The following is a 21826-nucleotide window of genomic DNA, read 5'->3' on the forward strand; positions in this document are numbered from 1 at the left end:
CTTGCTCCCGCGCCCTGACGCGCGACGCGGGTCCTTGCCTGACGAAAACGCCGGACAACAATCACACGGAACGACACGGATGAAGAAAAACTCGACCGACGCGCATCACATCGAACTCGCACGCGCGCAAGCCGGCGAACTCGGCAATCACGCGATCGACGAATTCAGGGCCGGCCGCCTCACGCGGCGCGAACTGCTGCGGCATGCGAGCGTTCTCGGCATCGCGCTGACGGCGGGTGGGCTATTCGGCATGCCGATGGCGCGCGCGCAGGGCGCGGGCAAGCCCGGCGGCACGATCCGCGTCGCGCACATGACGCCGGCCGGCGCGGTCGATCCGCTGACCGTCACGGATGCAGCCGGTCTCGTGCTCATCAATCAGACGGGCGAATTCCTGATCGACGACGACAGCGAGACGCTCACGCTGCGTCCGGCGCTCGCGCTGTCATGGTCGTCGAACGCGACGGGCGATGTCTGGACCTTCAAGCTGCGCCCCAACGTGAAGTTCCACGATGGCCAGCCGATGACCGCGAAGGATGTCGCCGCGACCTTCAACCGCCTGGCCGATCCGGGCGCGGGGTCGGCGGCGCTGTCGGTGCTGAAGGGCGTGTTGTCGAAGAACTCGGCGAAAGCCGTCGACGATCACACCGTCGAGTTCCATCTCGATGCGCCGAACGGCAATTTTCCGTACTACGTTTCGTCGGACAACTACAACGCGGTGATCCTCCCGGCGAACTTCAGCGGATCGTACGAGAAGTCGTTCATCGGCACGGGCGCGTTCAAGCTGGAGAAGTACACGCCAAAGGTCGGCGCGTCCTTCGTGCGCAATCCCGACTACTGGGGCGACAAGGCCCTGCCCGATCGCGTCAATTTCTCTTTCTACGCGGACCATCAGGCGCAGCTTCTCGCGATGCAGGGCCGTCAGGCCGACGTGATGGGCGACTTCACCGTACAGGGCGGCGTCTCGCTGCTGACGAACTCGCAATACAAAGTGCTCGGCGCGAAGTCGAGTTCGCATCGGCAGATTCATATGCGATGCGACACCGGCGCGTTCAAGGACAAGCGCGTGCGTCAGGCGCTCGCGCTGGCGATCAATCGCGAAGTCATCGTGAAGGGGCTGTTTCGCGGACGCGCGGTCGTCGGCAACGACAGTCCGTTTGCGCCCGTCTTCCCGTCGAGCGATCTCACCGTGCCGCAGCGCAAGCTGGATATCGCGCAAGCGAAGAAGCTGATGAGCGAAGCCGGCGTCGCGAACGGCTTCGACATTACGCTCACGACCGAGAAGTACATGGAGATTCCCGATCTCGCGGTCGTCGTGCAGAACGCGGCGAAGGCGATCGGCATTCGCATCGCGCTGAAGGTCGAGAGCCAGGACCTGTATTACGGCTCGGGCACGTTCGGCAAGTCGGACTGGCTCGATTCGCCGCTCGGCATCACCGATTACGGGCATCGCGGCGTGCCGAACGTGTTCCTCAACGCGCCACTCACGAGCGGCGGAACGTGGAATGCGGCGCACTTCAAGAACGCCGATTACGACAAGCTCGTCGCGCAGTTCGTCGCGGCGCTCGATGTCGCGTCGCAGAAGAAAGTGTCCGGGCAAATCCAGCGTCTGCTGCTCGATGAAACGCCTGTGATCATTCCGTATTTCTACGACCAGTTGATCGTCACGCGCGCCAGCGTGAGCGGCGTGCGTTTCAACGCGATCTCGCAGATGTGGTTCGACCGCGCGACGGTATCGGCATAAACGAGGCGTCCATGAGCACGATCACGCCAACGGCGCACGGTGCCGACTTCGCCAGATTGAAACGCATCATGCGCTTCGTCGGCGTGCGCGTGCTGCTTGCGCTCGTCACGCTGTGGCTGTTGTCGATGATCGTCTTCGCGGGCGGCCAGCTCCTGCCCGGCGACGTGGGCCGCGCGATCCTCGGCCCGCTCGCCGACGCGCGCGCGGTCGCGGCGCTCAATCATCAGCTGGGCGTCGACAGGCCGCTCGTCACGCAATACATCGACTGGATCACGCATTTCGTGCGCGGCGACATGGGCGAGTCGTACGCGTTTCGCGCGCCGGTTGCGCCGTTCATCGGCGCAGCGCTCCTGAAGTCGGCCAGGCTCGGCGCGCTTGCTTTCGTGGTCGTCGTGCCGCTGGGCATCGCGGGCGGCGTGTATGCGGCGCTCCACGCGGGGCGCTTCATCGATCGCGTGATCAGCATCGGCGGGCTGACGGCGACGGTCGTGCCGGAGTTCGTGTCGTCGATCGTGCTGATTCTGATCTTCGGCGTGTGGCTGCAATGGCTGCCGATCGAAGCGACTGCGCCCGCCGACGCGAGCATTCTGCTGCAATTGAAGCATCTGATTCTGCCCGTGCTGCCGCTCGTCTTCGTGTTCTTCGGCTATATCGCGCGGATGGCGCGTGCAGGCACGGTCGAGGCGCTCGATGCCGACTACACGCGCACCGCGATTCTCAAGGGCCTGCCGCGCCGCATCGTGATCTTCCGGCACGTGCTGCGCAATGCGCTGCTGCCGACAGTGACGGTCGCCGCGACGCAGCTCGGCTACATGATCGGCGGACTGGTCGTGGTGGAGACGCTGTTTCATTATCAGGGCATCGGCTCGCTGATCTACGGCGCCGCGAAGGCCAAGGACTTTCCGATGCTCGAAGCGGGCGTGCTGACCATCGGCGTCATTTATACGGCGGCGAATCTGATTGCCGATGCGCTTTACGTCGTGCTCAATCCGCGCCTGCGCACCGGAGGCGCGCGATGAGCACCGCTACCGCATCCGCACCGAAACCGCGCCGCTTCGAAGCCCTCGGCGCGCTGCTGCGATCCGGCACGTTCGACTTCGGCGCGCTGATCCTGCTGTTCTGGGTCACGTGCGCGTTGTTCGGCCACTGGCTCGTGCCGCTCGATCCGTACGCATCCGATCCGCTCAACTCACTCGCGCCGCCGTCGCCCGAGCACTGGTTCGGCACCGACCAGCTGGGCCGCGATGTTTTCGCGCGCGTGATCGTCGGTTCGCGCGACATTCTCACCATCGCGCCGCTCGCGACGCTCATCGGCACGGCGGCGGGCACGGCCATCGGGCTGATCGTCGGCTATTTCGGCGGATGGGTCGATGCGCTCATCGGCCGTATCACCGATGCGCTGCTCGCGCTGCCGCTCGTGATCGTCGCGCTGCTCGCGCTCGCGGCGGTCGGCGCAAGCGACGCGACCGTGATTCTCGTGATCGGCCTCACCTTCGCGCCGATCACCGCGCGCACCGTGCGCGCCGCCGTGCTCGGCGAGCGCCATCTGGACTATGTGCTCGCGGCGCAACTGCGCGGCGAGAACGCGTTCTACATCATGTTCGCGGAGATCCTGCCGAACGTGCTGCCGCCGATCGTCGTCGAGGCGACGGTGCGGCTCGGCTACGCGATCTTCGCGGTCGCGACGCTCTCGTTCCTCGGCTTCGGCATCCAGCCGCCTTCCGCCGACTGGGGCCTCGCGCTTTCCGAAAGTTATACGCTGATGGCGGGCGGCGCATGGTGGACGGTCGTCTTCGACGCCGCTGCGATCGCGTCGCTGGTGGTCGCCGTCAATCTCGTCGCCGATGCCGTGCAAGGAGTGCTCGACCGATGAACGGACCGCCGCCATCGGCATTCCCCGCGTTCGGCGCGGCCAAGGGCGATCAGGCCGACGCGCTGACGGTCGTCGGACTGACCGTCGCGTATCGCGCGCGCGGGCACGAGCGTGAAGTGTTGCAGGACGTGACGCTGCGCGTGCGACGTGGCGAAGCGTACGGGCTCGTCGGCGAATCGGGCTGCGGCAAATCGACGGCGGCGCTGGCGATACTGCGCTATCTGCCGCGCAACGGCCGCGTCAAGGCGGGCCGCATCACGATCGGCGGCCGCGATGTCGCCACGCTTCATGCCGATGCGTTGCGCGGCCTGCGGGCGAACGCGGTATCGATGGTCTATCAGGACCCTGGCCGCGCGCTGAATCCGTCGCTGACGATCGCGCGGCAAGTGTCCGAAGCGTTCGAAGCGGCGGGCGCATCCGCCGACGAAGCGCGCTCCCGCACCGCCGACATGCTGCGCCGCGTGCGGATCGCATCGCCTGAGCGGGTGATGGAGAGTTATCCGCATCAGTTGTCGGGCGGCATGCAGCAGCGCGTGGTCATCGCGATGGCGCTCGCATGCAATCCCGAACTGCTGATCCTCGACGAACCGACGACCGGCCTCGACGCCACGGTCGAAGCCGAAGTGCTCGATCTCATCGCGCAATTGCGGGCGGAACTCGGCACGGCGGTGCTGTTCATCAGCCATAACCTCGCGGTGATCGGGCGCATGTGCGACCGCGTCGGCGTGCTGTATGCGGGCAAGCTCGTCGAAGAAGGCGTGACCGCCGATGTCTTCGCGAAGCCGCGTCACCCGTACACGGTCGGCCTGTCGCGATGCCTGCCGACGCGCGGCCGCAGCAAGGAGAACGGCCGTCTCGACACGATCCCCGGTTCGCTGCCGCTGCCGGGATCGATTGCGCAGGGCTGCGTGTTCGCGCCGCGCTGCAAGCTCGCCGACGACCGATGCGTGAAAGACGCGCCGCCGCCGTACCGGATGGCGGCGCTGCACGGCGATCAGATGGCGCGCTGTCATTACCATGAGCGCGCGCAGGACTTGCCGCGATCGACTGCGGAAGCGCCCGTGCCCGTCGCTGCCGCCGGCGATGAACCGGCGCTCGCGTTGTCCGCGCGCCATCTCTCGAAGACCTTCCGCGTCGGCGATGAGGACGTTCGCGCCGTGCACGATGTCTCGCTCGATCTCGTGCAGGGCGAAACGCTCGGGCTCGTCGGCGAATCGGGCAGCGGCAAGACGACGCTTGCGAAACTGCTGCTCGGCCTCGTCGCTCCAGACAAGGGCGCGACGCTCGAACTCGATGGCGAACCGTTGCCCGAGCGCGTCACGCGCCGCAGCGGCGAGCAGGTCAAGTCACTGCAGATCGTGTTTCAGAACCCCGATTCGGCGCTGAATCGCGCGCATTCGGTGCGGCGGCTCATTGCGCGGTCGCTGTCGAAGCTCGCGGCGCTGCGCGGCGAGGCGAGGGAAACGCGCCTGCGCGCGCTGACCGAAGCGGTGCGCTTGCCGGAGCGTTATCTCGGCTCGCGCACGCGGCAGCTGTCGGGTGGATTGAAGCAGCGTGTGGCCATCGCGCGGGCGTTCGCGGGCGATCCGCGCGTCGTCGTCTGCGACGAACCGACTTCCGCGCTCGATGTCTCCGTGCAGGCCGCGATCCTCAATCTGCTTGCGGACCTGCAGCGCGAGCGGCGCGTGAGCTACGTGTTCATCTCGCACGATCTGAACGTCGTGCGCTATCTGTCGGATCGCATCGCGGTGCTCTATCTCGGACGCATCATGGAGATCGGCCGCGCCGCCGATGTCTTCGATGGCCCGCAGCATCCGTACACCGAAGCGTTGCTGTCGTCGGCGCCGTCGCTCGACGAAACCGATGCGGGCAGCGAGCGCATCCGCCTGTCCGGCGACTTGCCGAGCGCGGCGAACCCGCCTTCCGGCTGCGTGTTTCATACGCGGTGCCCGCGCAAGATCGGCGACATTTGCGAGCGCGAGACGCCGCCTTGCCGCGATGCGGGCAACGGCCACGCGATCGACTGCCATATTCCGGTCGACGAGTTGCGCGCGCTGCAATCGCAGGAAAACGTCATCTGAAACGATGCATGCCGGAACCAAAGCGCGTTGCGGGCCTCTCATCGACATCACAACAACGAGGATGTCCATGAAAAAGTACGCTCTCTCGCTCGCAGCTTCCCTGGCGCTTGGCGCCGCCATTTCCGCTCACGCACAGTCGGCGCCCGCGCCGGGCGCATCCGATCCGTCCTTCTCGGCGTGGTCGCTTGCGCAGCAATGCGGCCAGAAAGGCGACAACGCGGCGCAAGGCCAGTGCGTCGGCGCGGTGCGCGGCATCGTGCGGGGCTATCAGTACGGCGTGCTGTTTTTGTCGCAACGCGCATCGCTCGCGGATAGCGACACGAAGCGCGTGTCGCTGTGTCTCACGAACACGTCGGTGTCGTCGATCGTCGATGACTTCATCGCCGATGCGAAGCAGGTCAGCGAAGCCGATTTGCGGCGCACGCCGGCTGAAGTCGCGGTGCTAGGGTCCGTGCATGCGCACCATGCTTGTTCCTGAGCGGTTGAAGGCTACAGCATCTCCAGCCCCCGCTTGACCTTCGGCGGCTTGAACTGCTGATCGATATCCGCGAGTTCGTCGGTGGACAAGTGGATATCGAGTGCGGCGCGATTCTCGCGGACATGCGCAACATCGGCGGCTTTGGGTATCGCGATTACGTCCGGCTGCTGCAACACCCACGCGAGCGCGACCTGAAACGCCGACACGCCACGCGATGCGGCGATCTTCTCCAGCACTCCGCCGCGCGGCAGCCGCGCATGATCGACGGGGCTATACGCCATCGCCGGCAGCCGATGTTCCCGCAGCCACGGCAGCAGATCGAACTCCGGCCCGCGTCGCGCGACGTTATACAGGATCTGATCCGTCGCGCACGCATCGCCGCCATCGAGCGCGAAAAGCTCTTCCATATCGTCGGTGTCGAAGTTGCTCACGCCCCAATGGCGAATCTTGCCGTCGCGCTTCAGCTTCTCGAAACCCGCGACCACGCCCGGCAGATCCTCGCCGCCGCGCCAGTGCAGCAAATACAGGTCGATGCGATCCGTCGCCAGCCGCTTCAGGCTCCGTTCGCACGCGGCCTGCACGCCGCGCTCCGTGCCGTTATGCGGATATACCTTGCTGACGATGAATAGATCGTCGCGCCTGTCCGACAACGCCTCCGCGATGAGCCTCTCGCTTTCGCCGTCGCCATACATCTCGGCCGTATCGATGAGCGTCATCCCCAGTTCGACGCCCTCGCGCAACGCGGCGATCTCCGCCTTGCGCGCGTTCGGCCGCTCGCCCATTTCCCAGGTGCCCTGACCGAGTTTCGGAATCGCTTCGCCGTCCGGCAGTTCGACGGCAGGAATTGCGTTCGCCATGAGGAGCCTCCTTGTGTCCCGCCGATTATGGCGCAAAGCGGCATCTCATGCCGTCACACGAGACCGACGATCAGCGGCCCGAGCAGCGTCAGCAGCACGTTCGCGAGCGCATAGGTGACCGCGAAGGCCGCCGTCGGCGCCGGGCTTTCCGCCTTGTCGAGCACGCCGCCGAATGCGGGATTCGCGCTGCGCGCTCCGGACAGCGCACCCGCGAAGATCGCCGCGTTGTCATAGCGCAGCACGTAACGCCCGAAGAGCATCGTCAGCAGCAGTGGAAACAGCGTGACGAACACGCCGAGCAGAAAGATCGTGAGGCCGCTCTGCTTCACCGTGACCACCGCCTGCAAGCCCGAATTCAGCCCGACGACCGCCACGAACGCGGCGAGCCCGAAGTCCTTCAGCAATTGCGATGCGGCCGGCGGCATCACGCCGTACATCGGATGCTTGCCGCGCATCCAGCCGAACACGAGCCCCGCGAGCAGACAGCCGCCGCCCGAACCGAGCGTGATCGGTATGCCGCCCGCGCGCACGACGATCAGCCCGATCAGCAGCCCGACGACGATGCCCACGCCCATGTAGATGAAATCGGTCTTGTCGGAATACGGCAGTTCGTAGCCCGCCGCGTCGACGGCGCGCTTCGTGTCCTGCGGCGAGCCATAGAACGTGATGACATCGCCATGTTCCAGGCGCGTTTCGGGTAGCACGGGCAGCGGCATACCGGCGCGCGTGACGGCCTGCACGTAGACGCCGTGGCGCATGTCGCGATCGACGGTGGCGCGCACGGCTCGCATCGTCCAGTGATTCATGCCGCGCATCGCGAAGACGCCCTGGCGCTTCTGCATGACGACGCTGACGCCGTCCGTGTCCGCGACTTCCTCGCCGAGTTGCGCCGCCGCGCCCGCCATCACCTCGCGCCGCCCGACGACGAGCACGATATCGCCCGGCTCGAGCGTCATGTCGGGCTGCGGTTCGATCGCGTGGCCGGCGCGCCGGATGCGCTCGATGGTGATTGCGTCCTGTTCGTCCATCTCGATATCCGCGACCGTGCGCCCTGCCGCGCCCGCGCCGCCAGCACCGTCCAGCATCACGCGATACGTCCGCCCGACCAGGGGCGGCAGCGCCGAAACCTGCCCCGGCGCGGGCCCGCCGAGGCCGCCCGCAAGCGACTTCTCCGCTTCGATCGACGCTTCCTTCAGGCTCTGTCCCATGAACTTCGGCAGGATGTTCACGCATACGATGATGGCGCCGAGCGAGCCGAACACGTAGGTAACCGCATAGGCGATGGCGACATCCGCCTGCAGCGCCTTCGTCTCCTGCGCCGGCAAGCCGAGCCGCGCGATGGCGTCGCCCGCGGTGCCGATGATCGCCGATTGTGTGAGCGCCCCGCCCGCCAGCCCCGCCGCGAGCCCCTTGTTCAAACCGAAGACCTTCGCGCACACGATCACCGTGGCGAGCGCCGTGACGGCGAGAAAGACGGCCATCGCGATCTCGCGCAGCGTCCGGCGATTCAGCGAGTTGAAGAACTGCGGCCCCGAGTCGTAGCCGACCGCGTAGATGAACACGGCGAACATCACGGACTTCACGCCGTTGTCGATCTGTACGCCTGCCTGACTCACGACGACCGCCGCGAGCAGCGAACCGCCGACGCCGCCCAGCTGGAACTTGCCGAAGTTGATCTGGCCGATCAGATACCCGGCCGCCAGCGACAGGAACAGCGCGGTTTCCGGCGACTTCTGAAAAACATGATGGAGCCAGTCCACTGCGCCCTCCGGGGTAGCGGTCGAATCGTTCAGCCGAGCTTGCTCACGAGTCCGACGACGAGCGGGCCGAGCAACGGCAACAGCACGTTCGAGATCGCGTAGGTGATCGTGTAGCCGATGACCGGCGTCGAATTTCCCGTCACGCCGACGAGCGCGCTGATCGCCGGCGTGCTGCATTGCTGACCGGCGATCGCGCCGAGCAGCATCGGCACTTCGAGCTTGAGGAGCAGGCGGCCGATGAGAAGCGAGGCGATCGCCGGCCCGAGCGTGATGGCGATGCCCGCGATCGGCAGCGCAATGCCGAACTCGCGGATCAGCCGCAACGCATCCGCCCCCGCCGACAGCCCCACCGCCGCGATGAAGGTGCACAAACCGAAGTCCTTGAGAATCTGCGCCGCCGCCGACGGCAACGAGCCGATCAGCGGATACCGCGAGCGAATCCAGCCGAACACGAGCCCCGCGAGCAAACAGCCGCCGCCCGTGCCGAGCGACAGGTCGATGCCGCCCACGTGCGCCGACAGCCGTCCGATGGCGATGCCGATCAGCACGCCGATCCCGAGAAAGACGAAATCGGTCTTCTGCGTCGCGCGGATGATGTAGCCGAGCTTTGCCGCGCCGCGCGCGACATCCGCCTTTGCGCCGACGAGCGTCAGCACGTCGCCGCGCTGCACTTGCGTGCCCGGCAACGCGGGGATCGTGCTGTCGAGGCGCGTCACGGCGGCGACGTACACGCCGCGCCCTTCCGCCGGATTCGCTCGGGCGCGCGCCTGCGCGAGCGTCAGTCCGTGCATTGCGCGGTTCGTGAGCATCACGTCGACTTTCTCGACGAAGACATCCGATCCGCCGTTGCTGAACACTTCCTCGCCGATTAGCGGGATCGCGTCGAGAAGCGCGCCGCGCCGCCCCGCGATCACGATGCGATCGCCCGCTTTCAGCACGACGGCCGGCGCGCCTTGACGACGGAACGCTCGCGCACCACGCGCTGCACGCTGATGTCGTGCCCGAAGCGCTTCTCGAGGTCGCCGATAGCAAGCCCCGCGGCCGTCGTCACCTTCAGTTCCCGCGCGGCGAGCGGCGACACGGCGGGCGTCTGCCCTTCGGCGAGCGCGCCGTCGCCGCCGAGTTGCCGCCACGCGCGCTCGGCTTCATCGCGCAAATTTACACGGACGATGAGCGGCGCAATCTGGCTGACGAACAGCACGATGGCGACGAGCCCGAACAGATAGCTCACGCTGTACGCGGTCACGATGTTCGCCTGAAGCCGCGCGATTTCCGCCGCGGGCAGGTTGAGCCGCGCCACGGCCTCGGATGCGGTGCCGATCACCGCCGATTCCGTCGCGCCGCCGGCGAGCAATCCGGCTGCTGTCCCGGCATCGAGCTTGAGCGCCGCCGCGATGCCGAGCACGAGCGCCACCACGAAAATGACCTCGACAAAAGACAGCGCGCCATAGCGCCATCCGCGTCCGATGTTCGCGAAAAATTGCGGACCGCCGGTGAAACCGAGCGCGAAGATGAAGAGCGCAAACGCGATGTTTTTCAAATCCGGAGATATGCGCGCGCCGCTTTGGCCGAGTATCAGCGCGACGATCAGCGTGCCGCAGACGCCGCCCAGTTGAATCGGCCCGAATTTTAACGACCCAATGAAAAAGCCTATCGCCAGGCTGGCGAATAGTGCGATTTCCGGTTGTCGCGCGAGAAGTTGCCAGAGCATGGCGCTTTTACCCTTTTCGGTTCCAACGTATCACGTGCATTATCAATATGACTTGAATGCTAGTTGGTCGATACAAAACGTGCAGGTTCAGACTATCGGGACTCCCCTCGCGGTACAAAAAAATCATGCGTGCACCACAATGCGGAAACTCGCCTTAAGCAATGAGAAGCAATAAACCAGCAGCCGATTCAATTAAGCATATTCACCATTTAGTGAGCGAGCATATTGGTAAGAAGAAAACTGGTCAACAAGACCCTTAGATTACAGGTGCATTTCACCCGATCGGTTGAACCATCTATCTAAAGCGAAACGAAGAGAATGATGTTTCTTAAAGCACGTTTTCTCGATCGTTTTGTTTCGCCTCGGCAAGTTTTTCCAAGGGCTGAAGAATTGTTATTCTGATATTGCAATATCTTCTTTTTGTCAATATTATGCGTACAAGCATCTTAAAAAAGTGGGTGACTCGCAAGGCGTTCGCGTGACGCTCACATTCAACGCGGTACAACTGAGAGAGGGCCAAACGATGAATCAGATCCATGCTATGCGTGTGTTCGTTCGCGTGGCGGACACGGAAAGTTTTCGACGTGCCGCGCAGCAACTCGATGTATCGAATGCGTTGGTCACCCGCGCGATTGCAATGCTAGAAGCGCACCTCCGAACTCGCCTTATTAACCGCACCACTCGCAATCTCTCATTGACCGAAGCAGGCACCCGTTATTTGGAGGGATGCCGCGCATTACTCGAAGAACTCGATCATCTCGAATCCGCCGTCACGCATACCGAAGGCGAGCCGAGCGGCACGCTGCGTGTCGTGGCATCCAGTGCGCTTTCATTACTCACGTTGACGCCGCTCATCGACGGTTTTCGCAAGCTGTATCCGAAGGTGAATGTCCGCCTTACACTGGCCGAGCGGCACGTCGATCTTGTCGAAGACGGATACGACGTCGGCATCGTCGCGGCGTTCATGGTCACGAGCACCGCGCTGGTCGAGCGGCCCATCGGCGTGAATGCGCTGGTGCCGGTCGCAACGCCCGCGTTCGTGGCCGAGCACGGCCTGCCCGCCTCGCCCTCCGACCTTCAAACGATGCCGTCGGTCGGGCTGCCTAACGACATGCGCAGTTCGTCATGGCACTTCCGGCATCGGCTGGGTACATCGGAACAGGTGACGCTCGCACCGGTCTACTCGGTCAACAGCGCGCTGATGGTGCGGCTCGCGACGCTGCGCGGCATGGGCTTCTCGGTGTTGCCGGAAGGCATCGTGGCCGGCGACATCAGCGACGGATCGCTCGTGCGGCTCTTGCCCGACTATTCGGTCGAGGACCCCGAAATGAAGCTGTCGATCGTCTATCCGGGCCGTCAGTATTTGCCCGCCAAGACGCGCTTTTTCATCGACTATGCGCTGGAAAGGCTGACCAAGGAGATCAACTCCGGCAACACCCGGCCGGACGAGATGTTCCGTCAGCCGCCGGCTGGCTACCCCGCTTCCGTTGGGACCGGCGCCGCCGGCGCGACGACAACGCATTGACGTTCGCGTCTGCCTGATTCGGGCCGGCGCGAGTCCCGTAACGAACCCGCTGCCGGCCCGAACGATGCCAGACACCTCTGCGAAAACAGACACGAACCCGAAGCTCATTCTCTTCAGCGCCCGCCAATACGACGCCGATACCTTCCGCCAGGCGAACGAAGCCTTCGGCGTCGCGCTGGACTCTCAGGAAGCGCATCTCGATGCGCAAACTGCCATCCTCGCGCAGGGCTTCGCGGCGGTTTGCCCCTTCGTCAACGACAGCCTCGACGAAAACGTCCTCGAAAAGCTGCATGCAGGCGGCACGCGGCTCATCGCGCTGCGCTCGGCGGGCTTCAATCACGTCGATCTGAACGCCGCGAAGCGGCTGGGCATCATCGTGACGCGCGTGCCTGCTTATTCACCGCACGCGGTCGCGGAACATGCCGTCGGGATGATCCTCACGCTGAATCGCCGGTTTCATCGCGCTGTGGCCCGCACACGGGAAGGCGACTTCTCGCTGAACGGCCTGCTCGGCTTCGACCTTACGGCAAGACGGTCGGCGTGATCGGCACGGGCATCATCGGGCGCGTGTTCGGCAACATCATGGCGGGCTTCGGCATGCGCATCCTCGCCTACGATCCCGGCACGCCCGCGCAAGACCTGCTCGATCGCGGCGCGCGTTACGTCGAACTCGACGAACTGCTCGCCAGTTCGGACATCGTGTCGCTGCACTGCCCGCTTCTGCCGTCGACGTATCACCTGATCGACGACCGCGCGCTCGCCCGCATGAAGCGCGGCGCGATGCTCATCAACACGGGGCGCGGCGGGCTCGTCGAAAGCAATGCGCTGATCGGCGCGCTCAAGAGCGCCCAGTTGGGACATCTCGGCCTCGACGTGTACGAGGAAGAAGGCGGCCTCTTCTTCGAGGACCATTCGGATCGCCTGCTGCAGGACGATGTCCTCGCGCGGCTGCTCACGTTTCCGAACGTGATCATCACCGCGCATCAGGCGTTTTTCACGCGCGAGGCGCTGATGGAGATTGCGCAGACGACGCTCGGCAACGTGAAGGCATGGGCCGAAGGCGCGCCGCGCAACGTGGTCGAAGCCTGACGCACGCAGATCAAGCCCGGCTCACACCTCGCCGTATTCCGCGCTCGTTTCGCCGGGCGCGGCGCACATCGCGCGCAGCAAATCGGCTTCGCGCTCGTGCACCTCCACCGGCATGCACAGCGCGCCTGCATGCGCGAGATAACGCGCGCGATGCTGCCCGTTGCGAAAGGCGACGACGCCCTCGCGATGCACGCCCAACAGCCCGAGCAGCCCGCCCGTGCGCCGCGCGGTGATGGTCACGTAGGGCATCTCCGGCACGCGCGGGTTGTCGGGATCGAGGAACTCGCGAATGCCGCGCACCTTGCCCGCATGCCAGTCATCGACGGCCTTGAGCACGTAGTCGGTGTCGTCCCGGTCCGCGCATTGCAGCAGCCTTCTCACGTCGACGAGCACGACCTGATGGCGCGAACCGGCATCGGCGAAGACCCGCTTCAGGCGCACGAAGTCGTACTGCGGGTGGCTTCGCAGCCTGACGATATACACCGCTTCCGCGGCGGTCGGCGCAACCATCGTGTCCATTTCGGCTTCACCAGAAAAATCGCAGCGCGAAAAACACCGCGCTTCGACAAGGCAATAACTGAACAATACTTTTACACCGTAGCCGGTCTTCGTGAAAGCGGCATGACGGGCACGTGGCGTGCTTTGTTGCGTGAACTGAACACTCGAGGGCCAACGTGCAGGCAACGCAGCACACACGACGACCCGTGGACACCTCATCCGACCTCATCGTCGCGCGTCCCGAAGGCTTGTACTGTCCGCCAGGCGGTTTCTATATCGATCCGTGGCGGCCCGTCGAGCGCGCAATCATCACGCATGCCCACGCGGATCACGCCCGCTTCGGCCACGCGCGCTATCTCGCGGCCGAAGCCGGCGTGAGCGTGCTGCTGTCGCGGCTGCCCGGCATCGACGTGCAAGGGCTTCCCTACGGCGAACCTATCGACGTGAACGGCGTGCGCGTCTCGCTGCATCCGGCGGGACATGTGCTCGGCTCGGCGCAAGTGCGCGTCGAGCACGGCGGGCGCGTGTGGGTCGCGTCCGGCGATTACAAGGTCGAGCCCGATCCGACCTGCGCGCCATTCGAGCCGGTGCGTTGCGATACGTTCATCACTGAATCGACGTTCGGCCTGCCGATCTATCGCTGGGAGCCGTCGCAAACCGTGTTCGACGGCATCGACTCATGGTGGCGGCACAATGCGAGCCAGGGCCGCGCGTCGGTGCTGTTCTGCTATTCGTTCGGCAAGGCGCAGCGGCTGCTCGCGGGCATCGACGCGGCCATCGGCCCGATCTTCTGTCACGGCGCAGTGGAACCTCTCAATCGCGCGTATCGCGAGGCGGGCGTCGCGCTGCCGGATACGCGGCTCGTCAGCGAAATCGCCGCACGCGACAAGGCCGCGTTCAAGGGCGCGCTGATCGTCGCGCCGCCGTCCGCGCAAGGCAGCACGTGGATGCGCCGGTTCGGCGATTACAGCGACGCCTTCGCCTCCGGCTGGATGCGCCTGCGCGGCACGCGGCGGCGCAAGGGCGTGGATCGCGGCTTCGTGCTGTCGGATCACGCGGACTGGCCGGGCCTGCAACTCGCGATCGGCGCGACCGGCGCGGAACGCGTGATCGTCACGCACGGCCAGATCGATCCGATGGTGCGATGGCTTTGCGAGCAAGGCCTCGACGCCGGCGCATTCAGGACCGAATACGGCGACGATGCGATCGAAGCCGATACCGTCACGAGCGACGCCACCGCGGAGACGCCACCGCAATGAGACGCTTCGCGACGCTCTATGCCGCGCTCGACGCGACCACCTCGACCAACGAGAAGCTCGAGGCGCTGATCGCGTATTTTTCCGGCGCGGAGCCTGAAGATGCGGCGTGGGCGTCGTACTTTCTGGCGGGCGGCAAGCCGCGCCAGTCGGTGCCGACGCGCCTGATGATCGAATTCGCCCGCGAGCGCGCGGGGCTGCCCGAATGGCTCTTCGAAGAGTCGTATCAGTCGGTCGGGGATCTGGCCGAGACTATCGCGCATGTGCTGCCGCCGCCCGAACGCGAGTCCGAACTCGGGCTTGCGCAGTGGATCGAGGATCGCGTGCTGACGCTGCGCGGCGCAAATCCGGACGAACTGCGCGAGCGGCTCGTCGGCTACTGGAACGAGCTGAACTGGAGCGAGCGCTTCCTGCTGACGAAGCTGATCGGCGGCGGCTTTCGCGTGGGCGTCGCGCGGCAACTGGTCGTGCGCGCGCTCGCGGAAGTGGCGGGCGTCGACCACAAGCGCATCGCGCAACGCATGGTCGGCTGGACCGATTCACGGCAAGCGCCCAGCGCCGCGCGTTATCTGCGGCTGATTGCACCGGCCGCCGAGGGCGATGACGTCGATACCCCGCACGAAAGCGATCTCGGCCTGCCGTATCCGTTCTTTCTCGCGCATCAGTTGCAGGCCGAACCGGCGACGCTCGGTTCACCGGCCGACTGGATCGCCGAATGGAAGTGGGACGGGATTCGCGCGCAACTCGTCAAGCGCGGCGGCCGCGTGTGGATCTGGTCGCGCGGCGAAGACTTGCTGACCGAGCGCTTTCCGGAGCTTGCCTCGCTCGGCGCGGCGCTGCCGGACGGCACCGTGATCGATGGCGAAATCCTCGCATGGGAGCCGGGCGCGACCATGCCGCTGCCCTTCGCGCGCCTTCAGCCGCGCATCACGCGCAAGTCGCTGACGAAGAAGGTGCTCGCCGATTCCCCCGCCGCGCTGCTCGCCTACGACCTGCTCGAAGCCGATGGCCGCGATCTGCGCACGGAGCCGCTGCATGCGCGCCGCGCAAAGCTCGATGCGCTCGCGCGCGAACTGTCGGTCGATCTGCTGCGCGTGTCGCCGGTCGTCGAGGAATCCGACTGGTCCGCGCTCGCGGCCTTGCGCGAGGAAAGCCGCGCACGAGGCGTCGAGGGGCTGATGCTCAAGGAGCGCGCGTCGATGTACGGCGTCGGCCGCACGAAGGCGTCCGGCACGTGGTGGAAGTGGAAAATCGACCCGTATACCGTCGATGCCGTCCTGCTCTACGCGCAGCCCGGCCACGGACGGCGCGCGAGCCTGTACACCGATTTCACGTTCGCCGTCTGGGACGAAGCCGACGGCGTGCGCACCCTCGTCCCGTTCGCGAAGGCGTACTCCGGCCTGACCGACGAAGAGATGCGCCAGGTCGATGCCATCGTGCGCAAGACGACCGTCGAGAAATTTGGCCCGGTGCGCAGCCTGACGCCGACGCTCGTGTTCGAGATTGGCTTCGAAGGCATACAGGCGAGCCCGCGCCACAAGTCGGGCATCGCGGTGCGATTCCCGCGAATGCTGCGCTGGCGCACGGACAAGTCCATCGAAGATGCCGATACGCTCGATCTGCTGAAGGGCTTCCTCAACGAGGCGGCGGCATGAAGCGGCAGGCTTCATCGCAGCGAGGCGAAGCTGACGCCATGACCACTTCCGACGAACACGACGACACCGCGCCGCCCGACGTCGCCAGCCGCGCTCGCCGCCGCGCGCCGCGTCCCCGGCGCGTGCCGCGCACGCAGGCTGCGCAAGCCAAACTCGATGCCGCCGTCGAAGCGTTCAAGCCCGCGCCCTTCGTCTTCGACCCGATCGAAGCCGCGAAACCGATGGACGAGCGCATCGCGCGATGGTTCGGCGAGCGCGGCTGGCAGCCGTTTCCGTTCCAGAGCGAAGTCTGGCGCGAAGTCCGGCGCGGCGCGAGCGGCCTGCTGCACGCGACGACCGGCGCAGGCAAGACCTGGGCGATCTGGCTCGGTGCGCTCGCTGCATTCGCGAGCCCGCCGAAGACGCGGCGCAACGCGAAGCCAGTCAAGGACGCCGCCGAGAAGGCCCCGCTTCCCGCGCCGCTCACCGTGCTCTGGATCACGCCGATGCGCGCGCTCGCCGCCGATACCGCCCGCGCGCTGCAAACCGCCGTCACCGCGCTCTCGGTGCCGTGGACCGTCGGTCTGCGCACGGGCGATACCTCGTCCACCGAACGCGCGAGGCAGAATCGCCGCATGCCGTCCGCGCTCGTGACGACGCCCGAAAGCCTCACGCTGATGCTCACGCGCGCCAACGCGCGCGACGAGCTATCGCATGTGCGGCTCGTCGTCATCGACGAATGGCACGAATTGCTCGGCAACAAGCGCGGCACGCAGACTCAGCTCGCGCTCGCACGCCTTGCCCGCTGGCGGCCCGATCTGCAAGTCTGGGGCTTGTCCGCGACGCTCGGCAATCTCGCGCTCGCGCACGATGCGCTGCTGCATGCCGTGACGACGCCGCGCGTCGTCGTGCGCGGCGCGCAGCCGAAAACGCTCGTCGTCGATACGCTGATCCCGGACACCATCGAACGCTTTCCGTGGGGCGGGCATCTCGGCGTACGCCAGGTCGGCCCCGTCGCCGATGAAATCGAGCACGCGCAAAGCTCGCTCGTTTTCACCAACACGCGCTCGCAATCGGAAATCTGGTATCGCGCGCTGCTGGATCTGCGGCCGGAATGGGCCGGGCTGATCGCGCTGCATCACGGCTCGCTCGACAAGGAAGTGCGCGACTGGGTCGAACTCGGGCTGAAGAACGGGCAACTGAAGGCCGTCGTGTGCACGTCGAGTCTCGATCTCGGCGTCGATTTTCTGCCGGTGGACCGCGTGTTCCAGATCGGTTCGCCGAAGGGCGTCGCGCGGCTGATGCAGCGCGCCGGACGATCCGGCCATGCGCCGGGCCGCGTATCGCGCGTGACGATCGTGCCGACGCACGCGCTCGAACTCGTCGAAGCGGCGGCAGCGCGCTGGGCGATCGAGGAACGTCGCATCGAAGGGCGCGACATGCCGATGAAACCGCTCGACGTGCTCGTGCAGCATCTCGTGACGGTGGCGATCGGCGGCGGCTTCCATCCCGCCGACATGCTCGATGAAGTCCGCACCGCCTACGCGTACCGCGATCTGACGCAGGCGGAATTCGACTGGGCGCTCGCGTTCGTCGAGCGCGGCGGCGCGTCGCTGGCGGCGTATCCGGACTATCACCGCGTCGTCGCGGGCGATGACGGCGTGTATCGCGTGCCGCGCGAAGATCTCGTGCGGCGGCATCGGAACAACGTCGGGACGATCGTCGCCAATGCGACCATCAACGTCGCCTATATGACAGGCGGGCGCATCGGCGCGATGGAGGAATCGTTCATCTCGCGCCTGAAGCCCGGCGATGTCTTCACGTTCGGCGGCCGCGCGCTCGAACTCATCCGCGTGCGCGACATGACCGCCTATGTGAAGCGCGCGACGTCCTCACGCGGCGCGATGCCGCAATGGGCGGGCAGCAAGATGCCGCTGTCGTCGGAGCTGGCGGAGGCGGCGCTCGTGATGCTCGCCCGCGCGAACGACGGCATCTACGACGAGCCCGAAATGCTCGCTGTCAAGCCACTGCTCGATCTTCAGGCGAAGTGGTCGGCGCTGCCGGGGCCGGGCGTCCTGGTCGTCGAGGCGGTGCGATCGCGCGAGGGGCATCATTTTTTCTGCTATCCGTTCGCGGGGCGGATGGCGCATATCGGCCTCGGGTCGCTGATCGGCTGGCGCGTCGCGCGGGATCAGCCGAGCACGTTCTCCATTTCGATGAACGATTACGGCTTCGAGCTGCTGTCGGCCAAGCCGTTCGACTGGGAAACGCTGATCGCCGACGGCCTCTTCTCGCCCGACAATCTGGAGCACGATATTCTCGCAAGCCTGAACGCGTCGGAGTTGTCGGCGCGGCGGTTTCGCGAGATCGCCCGCGTGTCGGGGCTGATCTATCAGGGGCATCCGGGGCAGCAGAAAAGCGCGCGGCAGTTGCAGGCGTCGAGCGGCCTCTTCTACGAAGTGTTCCGCAAGCACGATCGCGGCAATCTGCTGCTCGCGCAGGCCGATCAGGAAGTGATGCTGCAGGAGCTGGAAATGCGCCGCCTTCGCGATGCCCTCGTCCGCATGAGCGAAAGCCGCCTCGCGTTCACGCATCCGAAAAAGCCGACGCCGTTCGCGTTTCCGCTGATCGTCGCGCGGCTGCGGGAAAAGGTGAGCACGGAGAAGCTGTCGGATCGCGTGGAGCGGATGCTCGCCGATCTGGAGAAGGCGGCGCAAGCTTGAGCAACTTATGGCAATAGAAGCACTGACAATCGACGTAAATGGCCGCGCGCTGCTGCTCTCGGCGGAGCGCGCCGCATTCGATCCGCTGGAGAAGGCGCTCTTCATCGCCGATGCGCACTTCGGCAAGGACGCCGTGTTCCGCGCGCGTGGCATTCCCGTGCCGGCGGGCGCGACTGCCGAGAATCTCGCGCGGCTCGATGCGCTGATCGCGACGCACCGGCCGGAGTCGATCGTCTTTCTCGGCGACTTGCTGCATGCCCGCGAATCCCACGCCGACGAAACCCTCGCCGCTCTCGATGCCTGGCGCGCGAAGCATCGCGCGTTGCGGCTCGTGCTCGTCGAAGGCAATCACGATCGTCACGCGGGCGAGTTGCCGTCGCGCTTCGGCGTCGAGCTGGTGAAGGAGCCGTATCGGCTGGGGCCGTGGGCGCTTTGCCATCATCCGCAGACCGTCGCCGATGCCTACTCGCTCGCCGGCCATGAGCATCCGGTGTACCGGCTGTCGACGCGCATCGAAAGCGTTCGGCTGGCGTGCTTTCGTTTCGGCGCGCGCGCGGGCGTGCTGCCCGCGTTCGGCGCATTCACCGGCGGCTTCGAAGTCAACGACAGCGTGCGCCGCGAGCGCGAAACCGTGTACGTGGTAGCGGGCGAGCGCGTGTTCGGCGTGCACGTCTGATCAGTGATAGACCTTCGTCGATGCCTGCAGCTTCGACAGCGCGCCGCGTTCGAGCTTGTACCAGCCGAGCGATGTCTGCATCACCACCTCATCGCCTTGCCAGAACACGCGCTGCACCGTCATGCGCTTGCCCGAGCGCTGCACGAGCGGCGGATTGCGGCGGAAGTCATAGAGGACCGGGCCGACATCGGTCTGCATCAGCGAGCGCGTGAGTGCGCCGCTGGCGTCGGTTTCATCGAAATGGGCGATGCGGCGGGCGTCGAAGCGATCGAACGCCTGCGTGCCGAGCATCGCGGCGAAGCCGGATTCGTCGCGCAGGAAGTACACCGTGCCTGCCTTCGTCGCGATGGGGCCGGAAGCGTCGCTTTGCGCGTACGCATGAGTGGCGAGAAGCACGGCGCACGCGATGGCGGCGCGCAGACGGCTGGTAATCGATGACATAGGTTGTCTGCTGGTTGCTGTGTATTTCCAACACTTCGCGATGCGCAATGATTCGCGCGCACGGAAGCTCGTTGCGAAACGTTCGCCGCATCGTGCGCCCGGCACGAACACTTTCGTGCCCGGCGCGTGTCGATGCGGTAAAAGTCCGCTCATCATCCGGCATTGTCCGGACGCGTGCGTGTCAGGGTTTCTACCAGCATCAAAATTGACCTTTCGGTAGAATTCCACCCTTCTCCGCGCCGACCGCGCCACTTCTGCCCGCCTCCGACATGCCCTTGCCTCTCCTAGCTCTTGCCATTGCTGCGTTCGGCATCGGCACGACCGAATTCGTCATCATGGGCCTGTTGCCCAACGTTGCCCGCGATCTCGCCGTGTCGATCCCCGCCGCCGGCATGCTCGTGTCCGGCTATGCGCTCGGCGTGACCATCGGTGCGCCGATTCTCGCCATCGTCACCGCGAAGATGCCGCGCAAGAAGGCGCTGATGGGGCTGATCGGCGTGTTCATCGTCGGCAATCTGTTGTGCGCGCTGGCGCCGAACTACTGGGTGCTGATGGGCGCGCGCATCGTCACGGCGTTCTGTCACGGTGCGTTCTTCGGCATCGGCTCGGTGGTCGCCGCCGATCTCGTCGCGCCCAACCGCCGCGCGCAAGCCATTGCGCTGATGTTCACGGGGCTCACCCTCGCGAACGTGCTCGGCGTGCCGCTCGGCACGGCGCTTGGACAGGCGGCCGGATGGCGCGCGACGTTCTGGGTCGTCACGCTGATCGGCGTGGCGGCAGCGGGCGCGCTCGCCGTTTGCCTGCCGAAGCACATCGAGATGCGCGAGACGAGCATCCTCCGTGAATTCGACGTGCTCAAGAACCCGCAAGTGCTGATGGTGCTGGGGATCAGCGTGCTGGCATCGGCGAGTCTGTTTTCGGTGTTCACGTATATCACGCCAATCTTGGAAGACGTCACGGGCTTTTCGCCGCACGCGGTCACGTATGTGCTGCTGCTGTTCGGTCTTGGCCTGACGGTGGGGAGCACGCTCGGCGGCAAGCTCGCGGACTGGAAGCTGTTGCGGTCGCTGCTTTCCTTCCTGGCGTCGATCGTCGTGATTTTGGTCATCTTCGCCGGGACGATGCATGAATCCGTCTCCGCGATGATCACGATCTTCCTGTGGGGCGTGCTCGCGTTCGCAATCGTGCCGCCGCTGCAGATTCTTATCGTGAATCGCGCGAGCGATGCGCCCAATCTCGCTTCGACGCTCAATCAGGGCGCGTTCAATCTCGGCAACGCGACGGGTGCCTGGCTTGGCGGATGCGCGATCAGCGCGGGCGCGCCGCTGACGTCGTTGCCCTGGGTCGGGGTCGCGATGGCTTGCGGGGCCCTTGGGCTAACTTTGCTGTCGGCTACGCTGGATAAGCGGGCGCGGCGCGGGGCAGTGGGGCAGGCTGCTTGATGGGGGGTGCGGTCGCTGCCTGACGATGCTCGAAGGAGCGG

General features: G+C 65.7%; 15 protein-coding genes and 2 pseudogenes. 12 read left to right on the top strand and 5 right to left on the bottom strand.

The genetic code is table 11. The annotated features are described in order from the left end of the window. Positions 1-79: 79 nt before the first annotated feature. The 5 genes from LDZ21_RS10985 (at position 80) to LDZ21_RS11005 (ending at position 6173) form a co-directional block, all read left to right on the top strand. Positions 80-1741, top strand: a complete 1662-nt coding sequence (locus tag LDZ21_RS10985; protein WP_244793369.1) for an ABC transporter substrate-binding protein — start codon at positions 80-82, stop codon at positions 1739-1741. 11 nt (positions 1742-1752) lie between these two features. Continuing rightward, positions 1753-2760, top strand: coding sequence for an ABC transporter permease (locus LDZ21_RS10990; protein ID WP_244793371.1), 1008 nt, complete (start codon positions 1753-1755; stop codon positions 2758-2760). Beyond that, positions 2757-3614, top strand: a complete 858-nt coding sequence (locus tag LDZ21_RS10995) for an ABC transporter permease (RefSeq protein ID WP_035968144.1) — start codon at positions 2757-2759, stop codon at positions 3612-3614. The genes LDZ21_RS10990 and LDZ21_RS10995 overlap by 4 nt, the downstream gene beginning before the upstream one ends. Next, positions 3611-5695, top strand: a complete 2085-nt coding sequence (locus tag LDZ21_RS11000; RefSeq protein ID WP_244793373.1) for an ABC transporter ATP-binding protein — start codon at positions 3611-3613, stop codon at positions 5693-5695. The genes LDZ21_RS10995 and LDZ21_RS11000 overlap by 4 nt, the downstream gene beginning before the upstream one ends. 61 nt (positions 5696-5756) lie before the next feature. Further along, positions 5757-6173 carry a hypothetical protein gene (locus tag LDZ21_RS11005; protein WP_404980495.1) on the top strand — a complete coding sequence of 139 codons (417 nt, stop codon included), beginning with the start codon at positions 5757-5759 and terminating at the stop codon, positions 6171-6173. Between the two features lie 11 nt (positions 6174-6184). Here the strand turns inward: LDZ21_RS11005 and LDZ21_RS11010 are convergent, their stop codons facing one another. From LDZ21_RS11010 to aspT (LDZ21_RS11020), 3 genes and pseudogenes are all read right to left on the bottom strand, one after another. Next, on the bottom strand, positions 6185-7030 hold the full coding sequence (locus LDZ21_RS11010) for an aldo/keto reductase (RefSeq protein WP_244793377.1): 846 nt from the start codon (positions 7028-7030) through the stop codon (positions 6185-6187). A gap of 53 nt (positions 7031-7083) precedes the next feature. Then, entirely contained in the window at positions 7084-8790 is a 1707-nt protein-coding gene (gene aspT, locus LDZ21_RS11015; RefSeq protein WP_244793379.1) for an aspartate-alanine antiporter, read from the bottom strand. Positions 8791-8819: 29 nt separating this feature from the next. After that, a pseudogene (gene aspT, locus LDZ21_RS11020) lies at positions 8820-10501 on the bottom strand (aspartate-alanine antiporter). A 523-nt stretch (positions 10502-11024) separates the two neighbouring features. On the opposite strand from aspT (LDZ21_RS11020), the gene LDZ21_RS11025 reads away from it, so the two are divergent. Continuing rightward, positions 11025-12026, top strand: a complete 1002-nt coding sequence (locus tag LDZ21_RS11025) for a LysR family transcriptional regulator (RefSeq protein ID WP_404980559.1) — start codon at positions 11025-11027, stop codon at positions 12024-12026. A 64-nt stretch (positions 12027-12090) separates the two neighbouring features. Beyond that, positions 12091-13115: pseudogene (locus LDZ21_RS11030) on the top strand (2-hydroxyacid dehydrogenase). Between the two features lie 21 nt (positions 13116-13136). Here LDZ21_RS11030 and LDZ21_RS11035 read toward each other — a convergent pair. Further along, entirely contained in the window at positions 13137-13634 is a 498-nt protein-coding gene (locus LDZ21_RS11035; protein ID WP_035968163.1) for a plasmid fertility inhibition factor family protein, read from the bottom strand. A 185-nt stretch (positions 13635-13819) separates the two neighbouring features. On the opposite strand from LDZ21_RS11035, the gene LDZ21_RS11040 reads away from it, so the two are divergent. The 4 genes from LDZ21_RS11040 to pdeM are packed head-to-tail and all read left to right on the top strand — an operon-like array spanning position 13820 to position 19902. Next, complete coding sequence (locus LDZ21_RS11040) at positions 13820-14872, top strand: ligase-associated DNA damage response exonuclease (RefSeq protein ID WP_244793381.1); 1053 nt, start codon at positions 13820-13822, stop codon at positions 14870-14872. After that, positions 14869-16524, top strand: a complete 1656-nt coding sequence (locus LDZ21_RS11045) for an ATP-dependent DNA ligase (RefSeq protein ID WP_244793383.1) — start codon at positions 14869-14871, stop codon at positions 16522-16524. The genes LDZ21_RS11040 and LDZ21_RS11045 overlap by 4 nt, the downstream gene beginning before the upstream one ends. A gap of 38 nt (positions 16525-16562) precedes the next feature. Next, positions 16563-19226: a ligase-associated DNA damage response DEXH box helicase gene (locus LDZ21_RS11050; RefSeq protein ID WP_244793385.1), complete on the top strand. Its 2664-nt coding sequence runs from the start codon at positions 16563-16565 to the stop codon at positions 19224-19226. Positions 19227-19233: 7 nt separating this feature from the next. Then, the gene (gene pdeM, locus LDZ21_RS11055) at positions 19234-19902 is read left to right on the top strand and encodes a ligase-associated DNA damage response endonuclease PdeM (RefSeq protein ID WP_244793387.1); all 669 of its coding nucleotides are present in this window, start codon (positions 19234-19236) and stop codon (positions 19900-19902) included. Here the strand turns inward: pdeM and LDZ21_RS11060 are convergent, their stop codons facing one another. Next, positions 19903-20343 (bottom strand): hypothetical protein, encoded by a 441-nt coding sequence (locus tag LDZ21_RS11060; protein WP_052005941.1) that lies wholly within the window; start codon positions 20341-20343, stop codon positions 19903-19905. A 269-nt stretch (positions 20344-20612) separates the two neighbouring features. On the opposite strand from LDZ21_RS11060, the gene LDZ21_RS11065 reads away from it, so the two are divergent. Beyond that, a complete protein-coding gene (locus LDZ21_RS11065) occupies positions 20613-21785 on the top strand; it encodes an MFS transporter (protein ID WP_035968175.1) in 1173 nt (390 codons plus the stop codon). Positions 21786-21826 lie beyond the last annotated feature (41 nt).

It is taken from the genome of Caballeronia grimmiae (assembly GCF_022879615.1).
In the GTDB taxonomy this organism is placed as follows: Bacteria; Pseudomonadota; Gammaproteobacteria; order Burkholderiales; family Burkholderiaceae; genus Caballeronia; species Caballeronia grimmiae.